2 protein-coding genes are annotated in these 22735 nt (G+C 70.4%); one reads left to right on the forward strand and one right to left on the reverse strand.

All coding sequences use genetic code 11. From position 1 onward, the window contains the following. The first annotated feature begins 60 nt into the window (after nucleotides 1-60). Entirely contained in the window at nucleotides 61-21246 is a 21186-nt protein-coding gene (locus ACIP37_RS12095; protein ID WP_400843740.1) for a hypothetical protein, read from the forward strand. A 34-nt stretch (nucleotides 21247-21280) separates the two neighbouring features. On the opposite strand, the gene eccD is transcribed toward ACIP37_RS12095, so the two are convergent. After that, the gene (gene eccD / locus ACIP37_RS12100; RefSeq protein ID WP_363588560.1) at nucleotides 21281-22630 is read right to left on the reverse strand and encodes a type VII secretion integral membrane protein EccD; all 1350 of its coding nucleotides are present in this window, start codon (nucleotides 22628-22630) and stop codon (nucleotides 21281-21283) included. Between the last annotated feature and the right edge of the window lie 105 nt (nucleotides 22631-22735).

Genomic DNA, 22735 nt, shown 5'->3' on the forward strand with positions numbered 1-22735 from the left:
TCAGGTTCTCGGTCCGGCCCGCTTCGCCCAACCCTCGACGAACGCCAGGAGTACGCCCCCGTGTCGATCATGCTTCCCCCGGCCCTGGCCAAGCTGTTCGGGTTCGTGACCGGCATGAAGTGGCCCGAGGCCAACGAGGACCGGCTGCGCACGGCCGGTGACGACTACCTGGAGATCTACAAGAAGGTCCCCGAACTCCGCTCCTACCTGCTGGAGTTGGTGAACTACGTCAAGGAGGAGTTCGAGGGCGAGGCGGCCGACCGGTTCGTCCAGCAGATGGGGCAGCTGATCGGCGCCGACGGCGGCACCGACTACGTGACGGCCTCCGGGGATTCGGCGAAGGAACTCGGCGACTACGCCCACAAGACCGCCAACCAGGTCGAGTACGCCAAGTGGATGATCATCGCCCAGCTGGTCCAGCTGGCCGCGCAGATCGCCTGGGCCATCGCCAACATCCCGCTCACCTTCGGGGCTTCGCTGGCCACCATCTTCGCCGCCGAGGTGGCGACCAGGGAGCTGGTCAAGCAGGTCTTCATCTGGCTGTTCAAGCAGATCGCCCTGCACGAGTTCCTGAACATCACCACCTCCATGATCATGGACGGGATCATCCAGGGCATCCAGATCGGCCAGGGCCACAAGGACCACTGGGAGAAGGACACCTTCCTCCAGGCGATCGAGTTCGGCGCGATCAACGGCCTGCTCACCGGCCCGCTGGAACTGTTCACCTTCGGCTTCGGCAAGCTCTTCGGGAAGATGTTCGGCGGCGGCATCGGCAAGGAGCTGCAGAACAACCTCAAGAACCTGGCCGGCGCCGAGCTGAAGACCGCGGCAGACCTCGCCAAGGGCGCGGGCCGCTCGCTGGAGAACGCGGGGCTCAACACCCTCAAGAAGACCGGCGAGGGCGGGCTGGCGGGCCTCGGCAAGACCGGGGTGAAGGACGGCCTCAAGGGCGCGGCGGAGGGTGCGGCCAAGACCACGGCCAAGGACGCGGTCGAGGGTGCGACGAAGACCACGGCCAAGGGTGCGGCGGAGGGCGCGGCCAAGACCACGGCGAAGGACGCCGTGGAGGGTGCGACGAAGACGACGGCCAAGGGTGCGGCCAAGGACGCGGCGGAGGGGGCGGCCAAGACCGCAGGCAAGGACGCGGCCAAGGGCGCGGCGGAGGGTGCGGCCAAGACCACGGCCAAGGACGCCGTGGAGGGTGCGGCCAAGACCGCAGGCAAGGACGCGGCGGAGGACGCGGTCAAGGCCGCCGAGAAGAAGCTGTCCAACGTCGAGAAGTTCACCCAGGAGATGGGCAAGTCCTTCGAGGAGCAGCTCGGGAGCCTGGGCATCTCCAAGGACCTGGCGAACGAGGCCGGGCGGAAGGTCGCCGAGACGATCGCCGGCAGCGGCGCCCGCTACGCCGTGGACCTCGGGACCGTCCGCAAGCTCCTGGACGCGGCGGTCAAGGACGCCGGCAAGGGCGGCGAGCACCAGGCCGTCAAGGACCTCGCGGACCGGACGCTCCACCTGATGGACGGTCTGCGGCCGCAGACCGGACTGCAGATGCTCTACAAGTTCGGCGAGGGCATCGGCGGCTACCTCAAGGGCGGCGTCCAGAACATCCTGACCGAGGGCACCTACAACTCGATCTTCGGCGACGGCTCGTTCTCGGTCACCGCCGAGACCTTCTTCGCCGGCGTCGCCATGGGCGCGATCGGCCACGCCGGGCACACCCTCACCGGCCCGGCCCGGCTCCGCTTCCAGGACAAGATCCGCGCGTGGGACGAGGAGTCCAGGAACAGCAGCGACGACAAGTACTACGGCCTGGGACACCCGCGAACCCTGCTGGCCATCGCGTCCACGCTGATGGGGCACCCGACCTCGCTGCTGATCCCCCGGCCGGAGGGGCCCAAGGCCCGCGAGGCGCGGCTGGCGGCGGAGGGGAACTTTGAGCACGCCACCCAGCCGAAGGACTTGCCCACCAGTTCCGACGGCTCCAAGTCGCAGCCGTCCACGACGGGGGAGCGGCAGACCAAGGACGCTCCGACCAAGACGGAGGCCAAGGCCCCCGAGGAGACGTCGAACAAGCCCGAGCCGCCGGCCAAGGTACCGACGTCCGGCGGCGGCTCGCACGAGCAGGGGCAGAAGTCGACGCAGCAACCCCCGGCGCACGAGACGGTGCCCGCGCCCGCCACGACGTCCGAATCCAACGTCCCCGCCCCCGCCCACGTCCCGGTGACCGGCGGGCACGAGCAGCCGAACCCCCGGGAGCAGCAGAACCCCCGGGGGAACGAGAACACCCGCGACAACGAGAACCCCCGGGAGAACGAGAACCCCCGGGAGAACCCGAAGACCCCCGAGCAGCAGAACCCCCGGGGGAGCCAGAACTCCCACGAGAACCAGAAGACCCCCGAGCAGCAGAGCGCCCACGAGAACCAGAACACCCACGAGAACCAGAACACCCACGCCCGCAACGAGGAACTGCAGTACCTGGAGGTCGACGAGTCCAACGCCCCGAAGGAGCACGGCCACCACCTGCCGTCCGCCGGCCCGGAGCGGCAGCCCGGCTGGGTGCTCGGTGACAGGCCGTCCCAGGAGACGTTGAAGGCCCTGGAGCGCCTGCCCCTCGACCCGTCCCGCTTCGCCCTGGTGATCCACACCAACGAGCACGGGATGCCGATGCACAACGGCCGCGAGCTGTCGGTGGAGAAGCTGGCCTCCGTCGTGCGCGGGCTCGCCCAGACCGGGCACCTCGGCGGGGACCGGCGCACGATCGAGTTCGTCGCCTGCGACCTGAACGGGCCGCTCAACTCCCGGTACGTCCAGGAGGTGATGGAGCACGTCTGGGCGGACCCGAAGCTCGCCGACGTCAAGGCGGTGGCGGCCGACGGCCCGGTCTGGGTGGTGCCGGGGTTCGACTCCCCGACCGCGATGAAGGAGGGCCCCGGTACGGGCCACGTCGTGGTCGCCGCGAAGGTCGGCTTCGGCCGGGACGGCAAGCCGGTCGTCGAGGGCGGCGGGAACTGGTACGAGTACGTCAACCCCGCGTCCGAGGAAGGCCGGGCGCGCGTCGAGGCCGGCGAGCCGCTGGTGCGCTCGTACCCCTCGCCGCTGCCCGAGCACTACACGTCGGGGCCCAAGCACACGGACATGGCGGAGGCCGCGGTCTTCGGCGACGCGGCGAAATCCGCGCAGGAGCACGGACAGCCGGCCCCAGGACAGGAACCGCCACCGGCCTACCACTACACCGACGCGCCCGAACACGTCCGCGCCGACGAGGACGGCCGGCGCGAGGAGCAGTGGCGCCAGGCCCAGCGGGACCTCCAGGACGCCTACGACGCCAAGCTCGCCGAGGCGGCCGACAAGCTGCGCCAGGACCCGGACGGCAGCGGCCACGTCCATGACGCGCAGGCCGAGGAACTGCTCCGCGAGTCCTTCACCGAGGGGCCCGTCCGCTTCCCCGACGACGCGCCGCCGGGCCTGCCCACGGCGGTGTGGAAGCGCGCCAAGGACCTGATGTACCAGGAGCTGACGGCCCGGCCGCAGGACCGCGAGCAGATCCTCGACGGCCTCGACGGCCTCACCCACCTCGCCGCGGTCCGCGAGGCGGCCGTCCGGGTGGCGATGGAGCGCTTCGACCGGACGGTGACCGAGTGGAGCGCCCCGCCGCGCACCCTCGGCGACGGCCCCGTCACGGTTTCGCACGCCGACCTCCCGGCGATGACCCGGGACCTGATCCGCAGCGAGGCGCGGGGCGGCTTCAGCGCCCGGGCCGAGGCCGAGGTGGCCCGGATCTACGCCCGCCCGGAGGACCTCACCGGCGCGGGCAACGCGCAGGCCCAGCACGCCCTGAACCGGCTCACCGAGCACCTGCGCGGCGAGCTCGACTTCCGCGCCGACCACGAGACCGCGCTCGCCCAGGCGGAGCACCTGGTCGAGCGGGCCACCGCCGACTGGTACGACCGCCTCTCCCCGGCCGACCGGGAGCTGCTCGCCGCCGCCGGGGTGACGGAGCGCCCCGAGCTGTCACCCGACAGCGTGACCCTGATCAGGGAACAGCTGCGGGACCGCCTCGGCACCGACTTCGAGGAGGTCGCCGGCCCCGTCGACACGGCCGCCGGACCGCGCCGCGAGCGTACCCAGGCCGCGGACCTCTTCGGCCTGGCGCTGGCCGGCCGCGCCCAGGGCCTGCCGCACGAGTTCGCCGTCCAGGCGGTCCGCGAGGCGGCGATCCGGCGCGCCGCCACGGAGGCGGAGAAGGCGACCGAATCCTGGAACACGGACGCCGGCGCCGAACGCAAGGACCGGGCCACCGCCTTCGGGGCGACCGAGCACGACGTCCAGCAGGCCCGTGGCACCGTCACCCGCGAACTGGCCCGGGACGTCGACCGGCTGGTCGCCGACCACCTCAACCGGAACACCGAGGACACCGAGGCGTTCGGGCGGGAGCTCGACGAGCTCACCGGCACCGGCGCCGTCCACGACCGGCTCACCCACCAGGCCGCCCGCCTCGCGGCCCGCCGCGCCGCCGAGGAGGCCGCCGAGAAGGCCGCCCAGGAGCACGGCGGCCTCACCGGGCACGGCATCGGCCGCCTGAAGGAGGGGCACAGCGGCCGGATCGCCTCGGCCTTCGACGAGGTGTTCGGCAAGCCCGAGGACCTGAAGGTCCGGCAGGAGGAGTGGGAGGGACGGCACCGGGAACTCACCGAGGAGCTGGCCGAGCACGCCGCCTTCGAGGCCGAGGCCGCGCCCGCCCTGCGCGACGCCGCGGCGGGGTTCGAGGACCGGGCGGCGCCGCACGTCCTCACCGACGACGTGATCGCCTTCCTCAAGCGCGAGTACGGCGACGAGTTCTTCGAGCGGTACCGCGAACTGTGGAAGCTCGCCCACCTGGACGCGGCCGGCTGGCGCGCCCACGAACGCGGCCACGAGGACGCCTTCGCCCGCCGCCGGGAGGAGGAGGCCGCGGCCGCCGAGGAGCAGCTCGCGCTGATCCGGACGACCGCTCGCCCCGACACCCCGGAGGGCTCGGGTGACCGCACGGATTCGCACGAACGCCCCCGGCAGGACGACCTCCCCGAGTCCATCGAGACGGCGCTGACCGGCGCCACCACCCGGACCGACCGGACCGAGGAGCAGCCCGCACCGCCGCCGCGCACCGAGGCCCCGTCCGATCTCACGATGCGGCCCCGGCCCGACGACGAGGCGGTCGTCCACGAGCCCGACCAGACGGTGGTCGTCCACGAGTCCGTGGAGCCGCTCGTTCCGGCGCCGCGGATGGTGCTGGATCGGACGCCCCGTTTCGTCGTGCATTCCTCGTTCGAGGCGCGTCGGTTCGATCACGAGGGTCCGGTCACTGATCTGACGGTGCGGATCGACTTCGTCGAGGGTGGTCGGGGGCACAACACCGCTCTGGTGTGGGACAAGGTCGTTCAGGGTGTGGAGGAGTATCTCAACGCGCCCGGTTACCGGTTGGCCAATGGCGACCGGATGCATGTGACGGTGTTGCCTGCCAGGCTGGGTGAGCAGGCGCATCTGACGGTGGACCTGGTCTCGCGGGGCCGGGAGATGGACCAGAAGTCCTGGTGGCTGGACGCCGATCCGATTGACTACGCGCACGAGTTGGGCCACCAGATCGGCCTGCGGGACGAGTACCGGACGGTGGATCTTCCGCACCGTCCGGCGGTCGAGGGCAGCCTGCTGGGTGACCATCGGGCTCCGGCGGCGGATGGTTTGCGGCAGGGTGGTCTGCGGGAGCGGCATCTTCAGCTGATCTCGTCGGTCGTGGGGCACCTCGATGTGCCGACCGGCGGAGGGTCGCACGGTCGGACCTGGGATGAGGCGCGGGAGTTGGCGTCGCCGCATGACCGTGAGCACGTCTGGGTGGACCCGGTCTCGGCCCCGCACGGGACCGGCTCGCACGAGGGCGGCCCGCTCGACGTCGCACCGAGGGTGCTCGGTGACGACCACCTGCCGCCGGGCAGTCGGCGGGTCATCAAGCAGCCCGGCTACGCGTCCGGTGACCAGTTCGGCATCTCGGTCGCTCTGCTCAACGACGCGAACCTGCACGTCATGATCGCGCGCGGGCCGCAGACGGCGGACGGTCGCGCCGTCGACCCCAAGGACAAGTCCCGGGAGATCGAGGCCTTCTACCGCTCCATCGGGATCCCCGCGGACCGCATCCACATGGTGGACGTGCCGAGCATGAACAAGGGCAGACTCTTCGAGGTGCTGGACGGCAGGGCCGGGCAGATGGCGGAAGGCTGGGGCGCCGTCTCGAAGACGGACTACGAGGCGATGGTCAGGGATGTCACGTTCGCCTCCTTGAAGGTCTCCAAGGATTTCTCGGACGAACTGCGGGAGAGGGTCCGCGAAGCCTGGAGGATGACCTCCGTGCGCGACCAGCAGATCGCCGACTGGCTGACGAGTCGTGGGATCACGCTGCCCGCCGAGGGCTCGAAGGTTCTGGTGCTGTGGTCCCGTTTCACCGGCAAGGCAACCCGGTGGGACGACTTGAGCAGCCGGATGGAGCACGACACGAGTTTCCAGGGGGCGCGGCAGATCCTGCGAGAGTTCGCCCGCGAACACGGCATGGTGATCATCACCGGTGACCCCCACCCCTCCCGGAACACCAAGTGGGACGAACTGGTCGCGGAGATGCGCGAGGAGCTCGGGATCGACACCATCCACCACATCACCGGCTTCTGGAGGGACGGCGGATCGGACCCCTCCGTCTGGACGGAGAACCTCAGGACCGGGCAGCTGAGGCTGTACGACTTCCTGAACCGCCGGTACGACATGAACCACCTCGGGGCCCGCTCCGGCAACCTGGAAGCCGCCGCGCTGCTCGGCCACGACGTCACGTACCTGGAGGAGGTGGGCTCCAGCGGACGGGCGCGGATGGAGCGGTGGCACCTGGACTACAGCACCGGCAGGGCCGCACTCGGAGGCAAGGCGCCAGGCTACGAGCGCGTGACGATCGACTTCCCGCCCACCGCGTCCGGCAAGTACACCACCCAGTTCGACGCGAAACACGGCTCCTTCCTGCCGGCGGGTGAGCGGGGCATGGGCAACGCGCCGGCGGGAAAGAACGAGATTCAGCCGTCGGGCACGGTCGACCGCGGTCACCAGCCGCGGGGCGAGACCGCCCTGTGGCGCAAGCCCGTGGAGGTCTACGCCGGGGAACGCGGCTTCGACTACGAGGCGCTGCGCAAGATCCGCGCGGAGCTGGGGCTTCCGGGTGACCGGCCGCTCGACGCCGGGCAGTTCGCCGCCAACCGCGTCCAGCACCTGCGGAACCGGTACGAGAAGCTGCGCCAGGAGTTCCTGAGGTCTTCGGGCAGCGAACCGTGGGTGGAGGGCTACATCGGCGAGCTCGACTACTTCTTCAAGGACAAGCCGGAGTTCGCCAACGCCTCCCCCGAGCAGATGTACCAATGGATGGTCACCAACGGGTTGCCCAAGCTGCCCGGACTTTGGTCGTACCACCGCGCGTCCCATAACAATGCGCTCGTGGCCGCCGAGGGCTACCGGATCCAAGACGTGCCCCGTGACGGGGACTGTCTCTACAACTCCGTCAACCAGCAGCTGTACTGGTTCGCTGACGCGTTGCAGATGCGCGCCCACGTCACCGAATGGATCAACCAGAACCGGGAGCTGGTCACCGCATTCGCGACCGAGCACGGGTCGACCTTCGGGGACCTTCGCTGGATGGCCCAGTCCCAGGGGTGGTGGGCGGGGTCCAACGGGGACCTGATCCCGTCGATCGTCGCCTCGGTATTGGGGGTGCGGTTGAACATCTTCGACGGGGTCAACTGGCACCCCGTGGTGCCGATAGCCGGTGCCCCCGCGACCAATGGAGAGGTCCGCCTGTTCCTCTCCGAGAGCCACTACTCCTTGCTGGTTTCCGAGCCGGCCCCCGTCACCGTTCCGGTGGACGAGGGTGGGCAGAAGCGGCAACTCGACCACAACAGTGACTCGGAGCCGGAGGATTCGGCGGAGAAGAGGCTTCGGCCGGCGCCTTCGGGGGTGTCGGAGGGTTCCGTCATGGTGAATCCGCTGGCGGTGGAGCACGGTGGTGGTATGCCGGTGCCGGGGCCGTTGCATGAGCGGGTGCAGGCGTTGGAGCACCTCGGTCCGGAGGCCCGGCGGGAGCTCGCGGCGGACACGGTGTTCGTGGCGAGTCTGCGGTCGGAGTTGTCGACGGAGGACTTCGCGCAGGCGGCGGCGCGGTTGGTGATCGACGTCGATCCCCGTGTGCATCAGCCGGTTGCTTCGCGGCGTGAGGCTGAGTTGCAGGTCGCGCGGATGTTGCAGGACAAGGAGGTCGCGGCCAGGCTGGTGGCGGCTGGTGTGCGCGTGGTGGTGGTGCCGCGTGATGTGCCGTTGACCGGTGTTGCGGGTTTCGAGAAGCTTCGCGGGCTGGTGGCCGGCGGTGAGGCGGGCAACGGGCGCGGCGTCGAGCAGTTGCGGGGGGCGAACGACGAGCTTGTGGTGGCGATCCCTGAGGAGAACCTGCTCGGTGAGCGGACGTCGGTGGGGCCGCACACTACGCAGCCGGAGGGGTATTCCTCGGCGACTCATGAACTTGCGCACGCGGTCCTGGAGTTCGGGCTGAGTCGTGAGCAGAGGGCGCTGGTCGAGGAGGTGTACCGGGGCAAGCGTCTCGCCGACGGTCTGGCCGATCTGTTCGGTGAGGAGTCCGTGACGGTCTGGCCCGATGGATCGCGGCGCAATGCTGCGGGTGAGTTGGTCGGCAACTATTCGTCGGCGGATGTGCATGAGTTCTTCGCTCAGTTGAGCAACACGTATCTCGGGACGAATCACGGGAACGATCCGCAGACCGGGAAGCCTCGCAATAACGGTGTCGACTGGGTCCGTGAGAACGAGCCGGAGCTGCTGCCGCTGCTGGAGCACCTTTACGGCACCGACCCGCAGTCCGTCCAGGCGCGGCCCTCGAATCAGGTCAGCCGGGCCCGGGCCGAGGAGGAGATGTACGAGGGCTTCCGTGAGTTCATGGAAGCGACCGGAGAGGAGCGGCACACCGTCTCCCACGAGGAGTCCATGCCGCAGGAATCGGTGGTTGTCCATGAGTCCGTGGAGTCGCCGGTGTCGGCGCCGCGGATGGTGGTGGATCGGACGCCGCGTTTCGTGGTGCAGTCGTCGTTCGAGGCGCGTCGGTTCGATCATGAGGGTCCGGTGACGGATCTGACGGTGCGGATCGATTTCGTCGAGGGTGGTCGGGGTCACAACACGGCTCTGGTGTGGGACAAGGTCGTTCAGGGTGTGGAGGAGTATCTCAACGCGCCTGGTTACCGGTTGGCCAATGGTGACCGGATGCATGTGACGGTGTTGCCTGCCAGGCTGGGTGAGCGGGCGCATCTGACGGTGGACCTGGTTTCGCGGGGCCGGGAGATGGATCAGAGGTCCTGGTGGCTGGACGCGGATCCGATCGACTACGCGCACGAGTTGGGCCACCAGATCGGTCTGCGGGACGAGTACCGGGCTTCGGGTCTGTCTCATCGTCCTGCGGTCGAGGGGAGTCTGCTGGGTGATCACCGGGCTCCGGCGCCGGGTGGTCTGGGGCAGGGTGGTCTGCGGGAGCGGCACTTGCAGCTGATCTCGTCCGTGGTGGGGCACCTCGACCCGGCTCCCACGCATGGTCGGACCTGGGATGAGGCGCGGGAGTTGGCGTCGCCGCATGACCGTGAGCATGTCTGGGTGGACCCGGTTTCGGCCCCGCACGGGACCGGTTCGCACGAGGGCGGCCCGTTGGACGTCGCTCCGAGGGCGAACATCCACGAGGACAACCTGCCGCCGGAGCACCGGCGGTTGGTCAAGCAGCCGGGTTACTCCTCCGGTGACCAGTTCGGTATCTCGGTGGCGCTGCTGAACGATTCGAACCTGCACGTCCTGATCGCGCGGGGGCCGCGCACGGCGGAGGGCCACGCCGTCAACCCCAAGGACAAGTCCCTGGAGATCGAGGCCTTCTACCGCTCCATCGGGATCGACGGGGATCGCATCCACACCGTGGAGGTGCCGACCATGGAGACGGGCCGCCTCTACGAGGTGATGGACGCGGAGGCCCGCCGCATCGTGGCCGAGGACTGGGAGGTGCTTTCCGAGCAGGACCAGGAGGCGGTGGTCAAGAGCGTCACGTTCGGTACTGACAAGGTCGCCAAGGTGTTCTCGGACGAACTGCGCCAGACCGTCCGCGACGCCTGGAAGATGACTCCTGCGCACGATCAGCGGATCGCCGACTGGCTGACGGGCCGTGGGATCACGCTGCCTGCCCGGGGTTCGAAGGTCTTGGTGCTCTGGTCCCGTTTCACCGGCAAGGCCACGCAGTGGGCCGACCTGGGCGGCCGGATGGAGCACGACACCAGTTTCCAAGGCGTGCGGCAGATCCTGCGGGAGGTCGCCCGTGAGCAGGGCATGGTGCTCATCACCGGTGACCCCCATCCTTCTCGGCAGAACAAGTGGAACGAGCTGGTCGCGGAGATGCGCGAGGAGCTCGGGATCGACACCATCCACCACGTCACCGGCTTCTGGAAGGACGGTGGATCGGACCCGTCCGTCTGGACGGAGAACCTCAGGACCGGCCAGTTGAGGCTGTACGACTTCCTGAATCGCCAGTACGACATGAACCACCTCGGGGCCCGTTCCGGCAACCTGGAAGCCGCCGCACTGCTCGGCCACAAGGTCGCGTACCTGGAGGAGAAGGGCTCCAGCGGACGGGAGCGGATGGAGAAGTGGCACGCAAACGACGTGGGGGAGACTGGATTCGGAGGCAAGGCGCCGGGCTACGAGCGGGTGGTGATCCCGACCCCGCCCACCGCGTCCGGTCGGTACACCATCCCGTACGACGAGAAGCACGGCGCCTCCAAGCAGTCGGGGGCGGGCGGTAAGGGCAAGGAGAAGAAGCAGTCGGGTGGGGGCGGCAAGGGCAACCAGCCGCAGGCCAAGCCCAACCACGGTTTCCACCTGAGGGGCGACATCCTCCGGTGGCGCAAGCCCGTCGACGTCTACGGCCAGGAACGCGGTTTCGGGTACGACGCTGTGGCCAAGATCCGGGAGCAGCTGGGGCTTTCGGGTGACCGGCCGCTCGACGCCGGGCAGTTCGCCGCCAACCGCGTCCAGCACCTGCGGAACCGGTACGGCAAGCTGCGCCAGGAGGTCGTGACGGCCTCGGGCGGCGGACGGGCGGTGGAGGATTACCTGGGCAAGTTCGACGAGGTCTTCGCCGACGGGCCGCGGTACGCCGACAACCCCCCGTGGCAGGTGTACCGGAGGATGGCCGAGGAGGGGCTGCCCCTGTTGCCCGAACTGCAGTCGTACCACCGCAGCCTCCACGACGGCGCGTACCTGTACGAGATGGGCTACCAGATCCACGAGGTGCCCCGCGACGGGGACTGTCTCTACCACTCCGTCAACCACGTTATGGGCACGGCCGTCAGCCCTCAGAACGCGGCGATGCTGCGCAACCGCGTCTCCAGGTGGATCGGCCACAACATGGAGCTGGTCACCGCATTCGCGCAGACGCACGGGGCGAAGCCCGATGATCTCGGCTGGATGGTCAAGACGAGGGGGTGGTGGGCCGGGTCGAACGGTGATCTGATCCCGTCGATCGTCGCCTCGGCTCTGGGGGTGCGGCTGCACATCTTCGACGGGGTCAACTGGCACTCCTTGGCGCCGGTACCCGGTGCCCCCGAGGGCAACAGGGACGTCTCCCTGTTCCTCTCCGACAGTCACTACTCCCCGCTGAGCCCTGTCCCCGCTCCGGAAGGGGTACCGGCTGCCGCCAGCACCCAGGAGGGCGATGGGGCTCCGAAGCGGCCGCTTGAGCACAACAGTGACTCGGAGCCGGAGGATTCGGCGGAGAAGAGGCTTCGGCCGGCGCCTTCGGGGGTGTCGGAGGAGTCGGTGGTGGTGAATCCGCTGGCGGTGGAGCACGGTGGTGGTATGCCGGTGCCGGGGCCGTTGCATGAGCGGGTGCAGGCGTTGGAGCACCTCGGTCCGGAGGCCCGGCGGGAGCTCGCGGCCGATACCGCTTTTGTGGCGAGTCTGCGGTCGGAGTTGTCGGCGGAGGACTTCGCGCAGGCGGCGGCGCGGTTGGTGATCGACGTGGACCCCCGTGTGCATCAGCCGGTTGCTTCGCGGCGTGAGGCTGAGTTGCAGGTCGCGCGGATGTTGCAGGACAAGGAGGTCGCGGCCAGGCTGGTGGCGGCTGGTGTGCGCGTGGTGGTGGTGCCGCGTGATGTGCCGTTGACCGGGGTGGCGGGTTTCGAGAAGCTTCGCGGGCTGGTGGCCGGCGGTGAGGCGGGCAACGGGCGCAGTGTTGACCAGTTGCGGGGGGCGAACGACGAGCTTGTGGTGGCGATCCCCGAGGAGAACCTGCTCGGTGAGCGGACGTCGGTGGGGCCGCACACTACGCAGCCGGAGGGGTATTCCTCGGCGACTCATGAACTTGCGCACGCGGTCCTGGAGTTCGGGCTGAGTCGTGAGCAGAGGGCGCTGGTCGAGGAGGTGTACCGGGGCAAGCGTCTCGCCGACGGTCTGGCCGATCTGTTCGGTGAGGAGTCCGTGACGGTCTGGCCCGATGGATCGCGGCGCAATGCTGCGGGGGAGTTGGTCGGCAACTACTCGTCGGCGGATGTACATGAGTTCTTCGCTCAGCTGAGCAACACGTATCTCGGGACGAATCACGGGAACGATCCGCAGACCGGGAAGCCTCGCAACAACGGTGTCGACTGGGTCCGTGAGAACGAGCCCGAACTGCTGCCGCTGCTGGAGCACCTTTACGGCACCGACCCGCAGTCCGTCCAGGCGCGGCCCTCGAACCAGGTCAGCCGCGCCCGGGCCGAGGAGGAGATGTTCGAGGGTCTCCGGGAGTTCATGGACGGGAGGGCCGAGGAGCAGCGCGTAGAGGAGATGTTCGAGGGTCTCCGGGAGTTCATGGACGGGAGGGCCGAGGAGCAGCGCGTAGAGGAGATGTTCCAGGGCTTCCGGGAGTTCATGGACGGAAGGGGCGAGGAACAGCACATCGTCGTGCCCGAGGAGACGGCGGTCGTGTCGCAGGACACCTCCCACGTCGTCTCCGAGACCGAGTCGGTAGAGCAGGCCGTCGACCACACCGTCTCCCACGACGAGTCCACCACGCAGGAATCGGTGGTCGCCGAAGAGAGCGGCCTGCCGCTGACCACGGACGATGAGGGGGCTGCGCTCCAGCAGACCTCCTCGCACACCGAGGAGACCACCGAGGAGACCACTGAGGGGATCACTGAGGGGATCACTGAGGGGATCACCGAAGAGTCGCTGACGGTGGCGAACTCCCATGAGGTCACGCAGAGCTCGCAGCAGCAGCAGGATCAACAGCAACAGCAACAGCAGCTGGAGCAACAACAGCAGCAAGAGGTGCAGCCTCCGCCGCCGCCCGCCCCGCTACCGCCGTCCCGTGTCGGCGAGCGCGGGTTGGCCGCGTACGACGTCCTGGTCGCTCTGAACCACGACGACGTGCGGATTCTGAACCAGCTCACCGACCGGTTCGCCGAGGCGCTGCACGGGGACCGGGATGCCGCGCGGACGCTGGCGAACAGCCTGTTCGGCGGCGAGGTGCTGCGGCCGACGGTGTCCGCGCTGTCCCGGGGCGATGTCCGGGAGGTGGACTTCCAGGCGGGCCAGTGGTCCGGCACGGTCCGGATCACGGGTGGCGCGGGGGACGGCACGTACGTCGAGACGGTGTCCGGCTTCGAGTTCGAGTACGGCTCGGAGCAGCAGAGCATGATCGGCGTCACCTCCGACGGGTTGACGCAGGCCAACCTCGGTGTGCAGTTCAAGGCGAAGTTCGGCAGCTCGGGGGATCTCACCGAGACGCTCGGCTATCAGCACGGCTGGCTGCACGGCAGTGCCACCGCCGAGGCCAGCAGGACACTGGCCCGGGGTAAGACCGTCGAGCCGGCGGCGCTGTTCGACACGCCGTTCAACGTGCGGGTGGAGTTCCTGGACGCCCGCCTCCAGGGCGCACCGGGGCCGTGGAAGGTGCCGCAGCCGATCGACCTCGGTTTCACCGGGCGGGTCGCCGTGCCGGTGCGGGAGACCGCGAACGCGCCGCAGGTGCCCCAGGCCCACTACACGGTGCCGCGGGAGACCGCCGAGAACCTGCGGCTGGCCGGCTCGCACATCGTGACCGACGTCTGGACGACCGCCCGCCCGCCGGCGCCCGTGCCGAACGCCGCGGGCGACATCGAGCTCGCCCCGGTGAACCAGCCCGTCGCGCCGGCCGGGCACGGCGCGGCGGCCCTGGCCACGTTCGTGGCGGGCTTCGAGGGCCAGGCCGAGCAGTACTTCGAAGGGCGCTGGCCCGCCCTCAAGCGCAGGCTGCTGGAGGAACTCGACCTCGGCACCCTGCACCAGGAGCTGAAGGGGGTGATGTCCGGCCAGAAGCTGACCATCGTCGACGACAGCCTGACCGGGCCCGCCGCGGTGATCACCATCGGCGGCGGGACCGTCTCCCGGATGCAGCAGGTCCACACCCTGCCGAGCACCGAGTTCAACATCGCCACCGCGACGACCCGTTCGCACGTCGAGCAGAAGACCGGCAGCAAGGACTGGCAGACGCTGCCGTCCTCGGTCGGCAACTGGATCGCCAAGAACGGCGGTGCCGGGGGCGGGCTGGGCGGCCGGGCCGGCCGGGACGACGTCGAGCTCCACGGCTCCGGTGACGACCTGGGGCTCGGCACCAAGGTCAAGAACCCGGCGGTGCTCTTCGAGGGGGCGGCCGACCTGACCGTCACCTTCGGCTGGCGGAGCAGGCTGGCCCAGCCCGCCGACCAGGACGCCCACGTCGATCTGGGCTTCCGGGTGGTGATCGACCAGGCCGAGGCGACCCTCGTCACCCCGGTCGAGGAGGTCGTGCCCGGCACGCAGCCGCCCGTGTTCACCGCCGCCCAGCAGCTCACACCCCCCGAGCACGCCCACGCGGTGGGAGACGAAGTCCTGGCCCCCCGGGACGAGTTCTGGCAGGGGCTGCCCGACACCGCCACCGTCCGGGACCTGCGCAGCGTCGCCCCGCTGCACGCCGAACTCGACCGGATCGGCCGGGAGGTGTTCGGCGGCGAGCAGGGCTGGTCGGCGGTGCGCGAGGACATCCTGCAGGCCTACTCGCACGCCGCCGTCAGCGCCCACCTGGTCGGGATGTCGCGCGGATCCGAACTGCGCGGTCCCGAGGTCACCCTCGGCCCGTTGGAGAAGATGCACGTCTCCGTCACGGCCCGGGTCACCCGGATCGACCACGTGCGGCCCCAGAGCAACGCCGAGCTCAACCCGATCCGCGAGAGCAGCACCTTCGACTCGTCGCGTCACCTGCGCTCCGACACGAAGACCGTGCAGGGCCAGGGCGGCGGCAAGGGTCCGGTGCACACCCGGGAGGTGCTGGACGCCGCGGGCAAGCCCTTCAAGGACACCATGCAGGGCAACGTCACGGCCTCCGTGGAGTCGCGGGTCCGCGACGGGTGGCGCGGCGGGGAGTCCAGCAAGAGCTACGCGAACGGCAAGTACGGCAGTGCGCAGGAGCTGTTCCGGACGGAGATCACCCTGGACGTGACGGTCAACGGGGAGCATCGCGGGTCGGTCCCGCTCTCCGCCGAACTGAGCCTGGAGCAGGTGCACACGGCGCTGCGCCAGGTCGGCGAGCACGACCGGAACGGCTTCACGGCTCCCTCGGCCCCGCACCAGGAGGTCGCGGAGCAGGTGGCCACGCAGCGGACGGTCACCCGGCTCGGCCAGTCCGACGTGGTGCTGAGCCTCGGCAGGGGCGACACCGCCGTGCTGAGGCAGATCAGGGAGACGCTCGAACGGCAGTCCGGCCACCCGGTGCCCGAGCGCGTCCTGGCGCGGCTCGCCAGGGCGGTCGACCCGTACGGCCTCAAGGCCGCGCTGTCCCGGCTGAGCCGGGGCGAGCGGATCCGGATCCCGGTCGACCTCGACGGGTGGAAGGGAACGGTCGTGGTGGCGGCCGAGCTGATCAACCCCCGGCCGAGGGAGACGCTGGTCACCGGCTTCGAGTTCGAGGTCGGCAGCCAGCAGCGCACCACCACCGGCACCACCTCCGACCTGCGCACCCGGTTCCGGTTCCGGCTCAAGCTCGGGGGTTCCGTCCCGCACGTCGACCTCGCCGGGGAGGCCTCGCACACCCGGGACTTCGTCAAGGGGCTCTCGATCGACCGCACCGGCGGCACCAACAGCCGGGCCAAGGCCACGGAGTTGGCCCGACTGTCCGACTCCACCGCCGAGTTCACCGTCTCGTTCGAGCCGTCGAAGCGGTCGGCGAGGCTTGACGACCTGACCGTTCCGGTGTCGGCCGTGGTGGCCGCGCCGCACCGCACCATTGATCCGGCCGCGCCCGTGCGGCAACTGCCGAGCCACCGGCTCGGCTCCTCCGACGTCGTCACCGCCGTCTACCGGGGGCTGGGCCGGGAGGGGACGGTCCACGAGGTCGTCCAGGATCTGGGCCGCAGGGCCGCGGGCTTCCTGGGCAAGGACTGGCCCGGCATGCAGCGGAAGCTGCTCGCCGAGCTGGACTTCGACCGGCTGCACACCGACCTCAAGTCGGTGATGGCCGGCCACCCCATCGTGGTGAAGCACGGCCGCAGCCGGGCGTGGATCACCGCCGAGGTACGGGAACTGACCCCGACCGGTCCGGCACCGGTGGTCGAGTTCAACATCGGCCACGGCGCCCAGACCTCGCTCACCAGCGCCGACGGCGGGACCAACACCGGCGGCGGCCAGGGCACCGCGATCACCGGCAGCCTGCTGGCCACCACCGACGTGCTGGCCACGGGGGCGGCGTTCGTCGGCGGCGGCAGCGTCACCGGAGCGTGGGGCGTCGACCGGCTGGAGCACGGCAGTGCCAGCACCGCCAGCGGGACGGCCGTCAAGAGCAAGGTGACGGACGGCCGGTCCTACCGCGCGGACGTGGTGCTGAAGGTCGAGTTCGAGCGCAAGCCGGCGGTGAGCCTGGCCTCCCCGCACAAGATCCGCCCCAGCCGCGAGGCACGGGAGCAGATGTTCCGACGGCAGGACAGGGAGCGGCAGGACGCCGGCGGCAGCGCCGCCCCGTCCAAGTTCCAGGCCCTCAACCGGGAGCTGGTCAGGACCGGGGACCGCCTCGCCCGCGTCGGCCTGTACCGGCGGACGGTCGTCGAGACGCGGATCCACGCCGACGTGCTGCTGGAGTCCGGCCGGGGCGAGCCCGTCCGGCCGCCGCGCCCGGACGATCCCGACCGGCAGTTGCCCCCGATCCCCCCGGCCGTGCCGTCCGCGACGCAGGTCGTCCGGCGGCCGCCGGAATCGGTGTTCACCCACGGGGTGCACGAGACCGGCGTCGTGCGCTGGCTCGACGACACCTCCGGCGTGCGGGACCTGCTGACCGTGTTCGGTGAGCGCTTCTTCCGCGAGGGGACGTGGTCCTGGCTGGAGTCCGTCGCCCGGAACACCCACAGCCACGCGCAGTTGTCCGCCCTGTTCGGGTCGGTCGCCCGGGGCCGGGAGATCCTGCCGCCGTCGGAGGAGCACCCGAACGCCCCGCGCCGCGACGCGGTGGTGCAGGACGGCCGGACCATCGAGACCCCGTCGGCCGGCAAGCGCCTGTTCGTCGACGACGCCGGCATCAGCGCCACCATCTCGATCGTCCAGTTGGAGTACCACAGCGACAACCGGGTGGCCGCCTTCAGCCCGGCCAACGACTCCACCAGCGGCGGGCGGCACACCCGTCTCGACTGGCGGCGGTGGAACGTCCAGGGCCAGCTCGGCGCCAAGTTCGGCGCCAAGGGCGCCGCCGAGTTCACCACCGGCGTCGTCGGTGGGGGCGGCCACCGGTGGCGTGAGGGGCCGTCCGCGGGCTCCTCCGGGAAGACCGTGGCCAACGCCAAGATCCCCACCCCGGCCGCCCGCTACGTCGGCCAGGCCGAGGTCCAGCTGACCTTCCGGGACGGCGACCGGACCGAGACCGTGCAGGGCCTCGTCCCGATCGAGATGGAGATCCCGATCAGCGAGACCACCGTCGTCCAGTCGGTGAGCAACCACCGGGTGCTGTACTCGGTCCTGCACCCCGAGGGGCAGACGATCAGCCGCGGCTCCACCGCCGACGCCGTCGCCGAGACGCTCGCCACGCCCCTGCCCGGCCCCGCCAACGGGGTGCACTACCTCGCCGACCTGAACGAGCGGGGCACCCCCGCCGCGCAGGCTGTCCTGGAGGCGCTGAGCCACCTCCCGGCGGATCCCCGGTACTTCACCCTCGCCTACCACACCCTCCAGCACGACGGGGCGCCGACCTGGCTCGGCAGGGAGCTGAGCCCGGAGGAGATGGCGGGCGCGCTGCTGCGGCTGGCCGAAGGCGGCCAGTGGCAAGGCGAGCCGCTGCGCTTCCTCTCCTGCAACTCCGGTTACCGCCCTCCCGGCCCCGAGGGAAGCGCCGAGCGCCAGGCCTCCTACGCCGACAGGACCCTGCTCGCCCTCCACGAGGCGCTCGCGGCCCGCCGGGCCTTCGCCGAGGCCAACAACCTGCCCCTCAGCCCGGCGCTGGAGCGCCTCGGCCGCCCCGAGGCCTTCGCCGCCGGGGGCCTGGTCCACCTCACCGGCGGGGACCAGCCCCGCATGGTCGTCGCCGCGCGCGTCGGCTACACGGGGAACGGCCTCCCGAGGGTCGAGGGGGCCGGCGACTGGTACCACCTGGCGGTCACCGAGCACGGCACCGTCCAGTCCACCGCACACGGCCAGGAACTCCTGCGCCCGGACGAGGAGCCCGTCCCCCAGGCCACCGAGCACGACCCCATCGACCCGGACCAGCCGGTGCCGGTCGTCCTGGGCGACGTGGGCCAGGTCGGCGTCGGACATCTGGGCGATGAGGATCAGGTCGGCGTCGGACATCTGGGCGATGAGGATCAGGTCGTCGCCGGGCATGCGGGCGATGAGGACCAGACCGCCGCCGGATCTTCGAGCAGCGACGGCGATTCCGTCTACTCGGTCCTGATGACCTTCCACGTGACGGTGCCCCTGCCGGTGGCGGAGACCCCGGCCGCGCCGAGGCCCCCGGCCGAGTGGTCGGTTCAGCGCACCCGCGCCTTGGAACTGCTCCAACCGCCGAAGCGGAACCGGATCGAGGGGGAGGTGTACGGCCCGACGGACGGCGGCGGCGCACCCGGGTCGAGGAGGCTGGAACGGCTGGCGTACGACTACGGCACCGGAGAAGCGGCCCGCACCGCGCTGGAGCTGCGGCTGCGTGATTCCGCCACCGTGGCCACGGTGGCCGTCACCCGACCGGGCGGCTTCGCCGAGGTGTGGACCGTCCGCGGGAACACCGAGGAGGAGGGAGGCGGCCTGCGCTGGGAGCTCAAGGAAGCACAGGAGAACGTGGAACAGTCCGCCAGCGCGGTCGTTCCCCCGTCGATCACGCCCGACACCCACCTGTGGGTGACGGCGTCCGGTGACCACGTATCGGCGGACGGTCTGAAGCTGCTTCCGAAGACGACTTACACCATCAGGGCGGAGAACTCCGGCGACATGTACCACATGCGCGCCGCCCTGGTCGCCTATCCGGACCGCGGCCTGGTGATCTGGAACGTCACCGAAGCCACCAAGGGCCAGGTCGAACAGATCATCAATCTGCATGACGACCTGATCCGGTCGGGGCGCACGGTGGTGTACACGACCGAGACGCAACTGCCGAGCAAGTTCGGTCGCAACGAGACCGACGCGTCGGAGGATCTCGCCGCCTACCTCAAGCGGCCGCTCGTCGCCGACCATCTGAAACTGGTCAACAGTGCCGTGCCGTCCGCGACGAGGAACGCGGAGACCAAGGAGCAGGTGCAGGTGCAGGTGCAGGAGCTGACACGGGCCGTGGGCATGGTCGAGAAGCGCACCGCGAACTATCAGGATCCGACGGGCGAGGTGACGTTCCAGGACGCCCGGGTGACGGAGTTCGCCCGTGGCTACGGGCACTACACCCCGGAAGAGGGCGAGGCCTTCCGGCGGGACCTGGCGAATCCGGACTTCGGGGGCTTCGAGGAGGGGAAGAAGTACGTGCTCGTGGTGTACCGGGGCAGCGGTCACAGCGGCCGGGCCGGCGCCAACGCACCGGCCCTCGACACCGGTACGGAGGGCGTGGTGCAGATCATCGAGCAGGCCAAGGCGGCGCTCGGGGACGGTCACACGATCGTTCCGATGGGCGAGGAGCCCGCCGTCTGGGAGGGGCCGGCCCTGCGGGAGTACTGGAACTGGCCGTCGGTCGGGAACCGCCGCAAGGAGCTCGCGCTCCTCAAGTACCTCTCCGACACGTACGAGGTGGTCGGAGCGGTCGGCATGCGCAGCGGCGTGATGGACGAGCTCTCCTTCGCCGGAATCAAGATCGTCTCGATCGACATCAGCCCGCACCGCAACGAGGGCGACGGGCTGCCGAACCTCAAGCAGTCCAAGGGATGGACGCGCGGACTGAAGTTCGAGGAAGCCATGGGGCGGAACTACGGCCGGGCATTCATCACCGAGGCGAGGGCGAATGACCGGATGCTCGAAGGCGCGTTCCCCGGAAAGTTCCTGGGGGGCGATCCGAAGGTGATTCGAAGTGCGATCGAATTCTATCTGGGCCGTCACGAGAGGCCCATGGAAGTCGGGCACGAGTCCCACCCGCACCTGGCGGATCCCGTGCGCGTGGGCCTGGATCAGATGAAGGCCGTCGAGGAGATGACCGGCTTCGAACTGGCGAAGCAGACCCTGCCCTACCTGCGTGAATTCAACGAATTCAAGGAGCGCCTCGCTCCTGACGCGTGGGAGCAGGTGGAGGGGCAGCTGGCTCTGGCGGAGGACATGGCGCACGAGATCGAGTCGGCGGCCGCCAAGGTCTGCGCGACTGCCGTGCCGGAGTTCGGCGCCAACGGACTCAAGGCGCTCGGAGTCACCTGGATAGCCGACAACCACTGGAAGGTCCTGGCGGAGGACTACACCGGAACCATCGACAAGAAGGTCAGCAACGCCGCTTTCAAGGCGATCAGGGAGGGGCTGGAGGAGGCTCTCGCCGAGTACTTGACGAGGCAGGCCAACCCCGGGGTGGACGAGAAGACCATCAAACAAATGCGGAAGGGTTTCTGGACCCCGGAAGTCAAGGAAATGGTCCGGAAATTGACCGAGGACCAGCTGAAGAGGATCTACCAGATCTGCCGTGAGCAGTACAAGGCCCCGTCGGACGAAGACGGCGAGGCCCCGGCCGGATGATCCGGCCGGGGCCCGCCCCGGGGGCCTTGGCGGCTCAGCCGCCGAGGCCCCGCAGGGTGTGGTAGACGCCGCAGGCCTGGAGGGCGAGCGGAAGCAGGGAGAGGGCGCTGAGGGTGTGCAGGATGTCGGCGATCCGGCCCCAGTAGGGGAGCAGGCGCCGGCCGGGGACCGTCCAGGCGACGACCAGCAGGGCGACGGCCACCGCCAGCAGGCCGCCCAGCAGGCCGAGCCGCTCGGCGGGCGAGGCCGTGTGCGCCGCCCGGGAGACCAGCACCAGGCCGCCGTAGACCCCGGGCAGCAGGATGCTCAGCCGCTGGCGGATGCTGCCGACGGCCCGGCCGTGCAGCAGGAGCAGCAGGCTGAGTGCCGCGGCCTCGGCTGGGCCGGCCCAGCCGTCGGTGAAGGCGAGGACGGTCAGGCAGGCCGCGCAGACGGCGCCGATCGCCGTGTAGAGGGCCATCAGGTAGTCATCGGCGATCAGGGCGCGCGGCAGTACGGCGGCGGCCGGGACGGGCTCGATGTTCTCCTGCAGTTCCTCGGCGTTGCGCGGGAGCATCGGCAGCCGCAGACCGGAGAGCCGGAAGGCGAACGACGGCACGAAGGCGCCGATCAGGACGGCCACCACCGCGACCACGGCGACCAGCTTGCCGAGCGTCAGCCCCGCCAGCACCAGCACCCCCGCCAGCACCCCGAGCACCGCGACCAGCACCACCCCGAGGAAGAGCGGGGCGGCCCCGCCCACCGCCGCCAGGGCCAGCACCGCCGCGCCGGCCCCGGCGGAGGCGGCCGCCAGCACCCGGGCGCCGAGCAGGTCGTCCCCGCCCGGGCCGCTGGGCAGCAGCAGGGCGGCGAGGCCCAGGTACGGGACGGCGGCGGCGCCGAGCGCGGCGCCCGCGCCGGCGTCGGCCATGGCCCGGGAGGCGCTGGCGGCGCCGAGCAGCAGCAGGGCCGCGACGGCCGCCGCGGCGGCCTGGCGCGGGCCGGCGGGGCCGGGCAGGGCGAGCAGCACCCAGGCGGCGGCGAGGGCCGTGAGGGTGACGGCGAGAGCGAGGCGGCGGGTGAGGGCGGGGCGCCAGGTGTCGCCGCGCTCGTTCATGCCGGAGGCCACGCCGTCGACCAGGTCGTCGAAGTGGACCGGCGGCAGGGCCTGGTGGCGCGGGCGCAGGTGGACCGCGTCGCCGTCGTGCAGCTTCAGCGCCTCGGTGCTCTGCTCCTCGTCGAGCGGATCCTCGCCGAGCCGTTGCAGCACCCAGCCGCCGTGCTCCAGCCCGGTCTCGGCGAGGTCCGGGCCCGCGTGGCCGAGGATGGCGGGAAGCAGGTCGCCGAGCGGTACGTCGGCCGGGACGGCCAGCTCGAAGACCACCTCCGGCGCGTGGAACCTCAATCGGCACAGTCCTGCGACGACACTGCTGCTCACGCCAGTCCTCCGGCTCGGTGGTGTTCTCCGCTCGGTTGAACGGGCGGCTCGGCGCGCCGCGTTCAACCGCGG

The sequence above is a fragment of the Kitasatospora sp. NPDC088861 genome (assembly GCF_044750105.1).
Taxonomy (GTDB): Bacteria; Actinomycetota; Actinomycetes; order Streptomycetales; family Streptomycetaceae; genus Kitasatospora.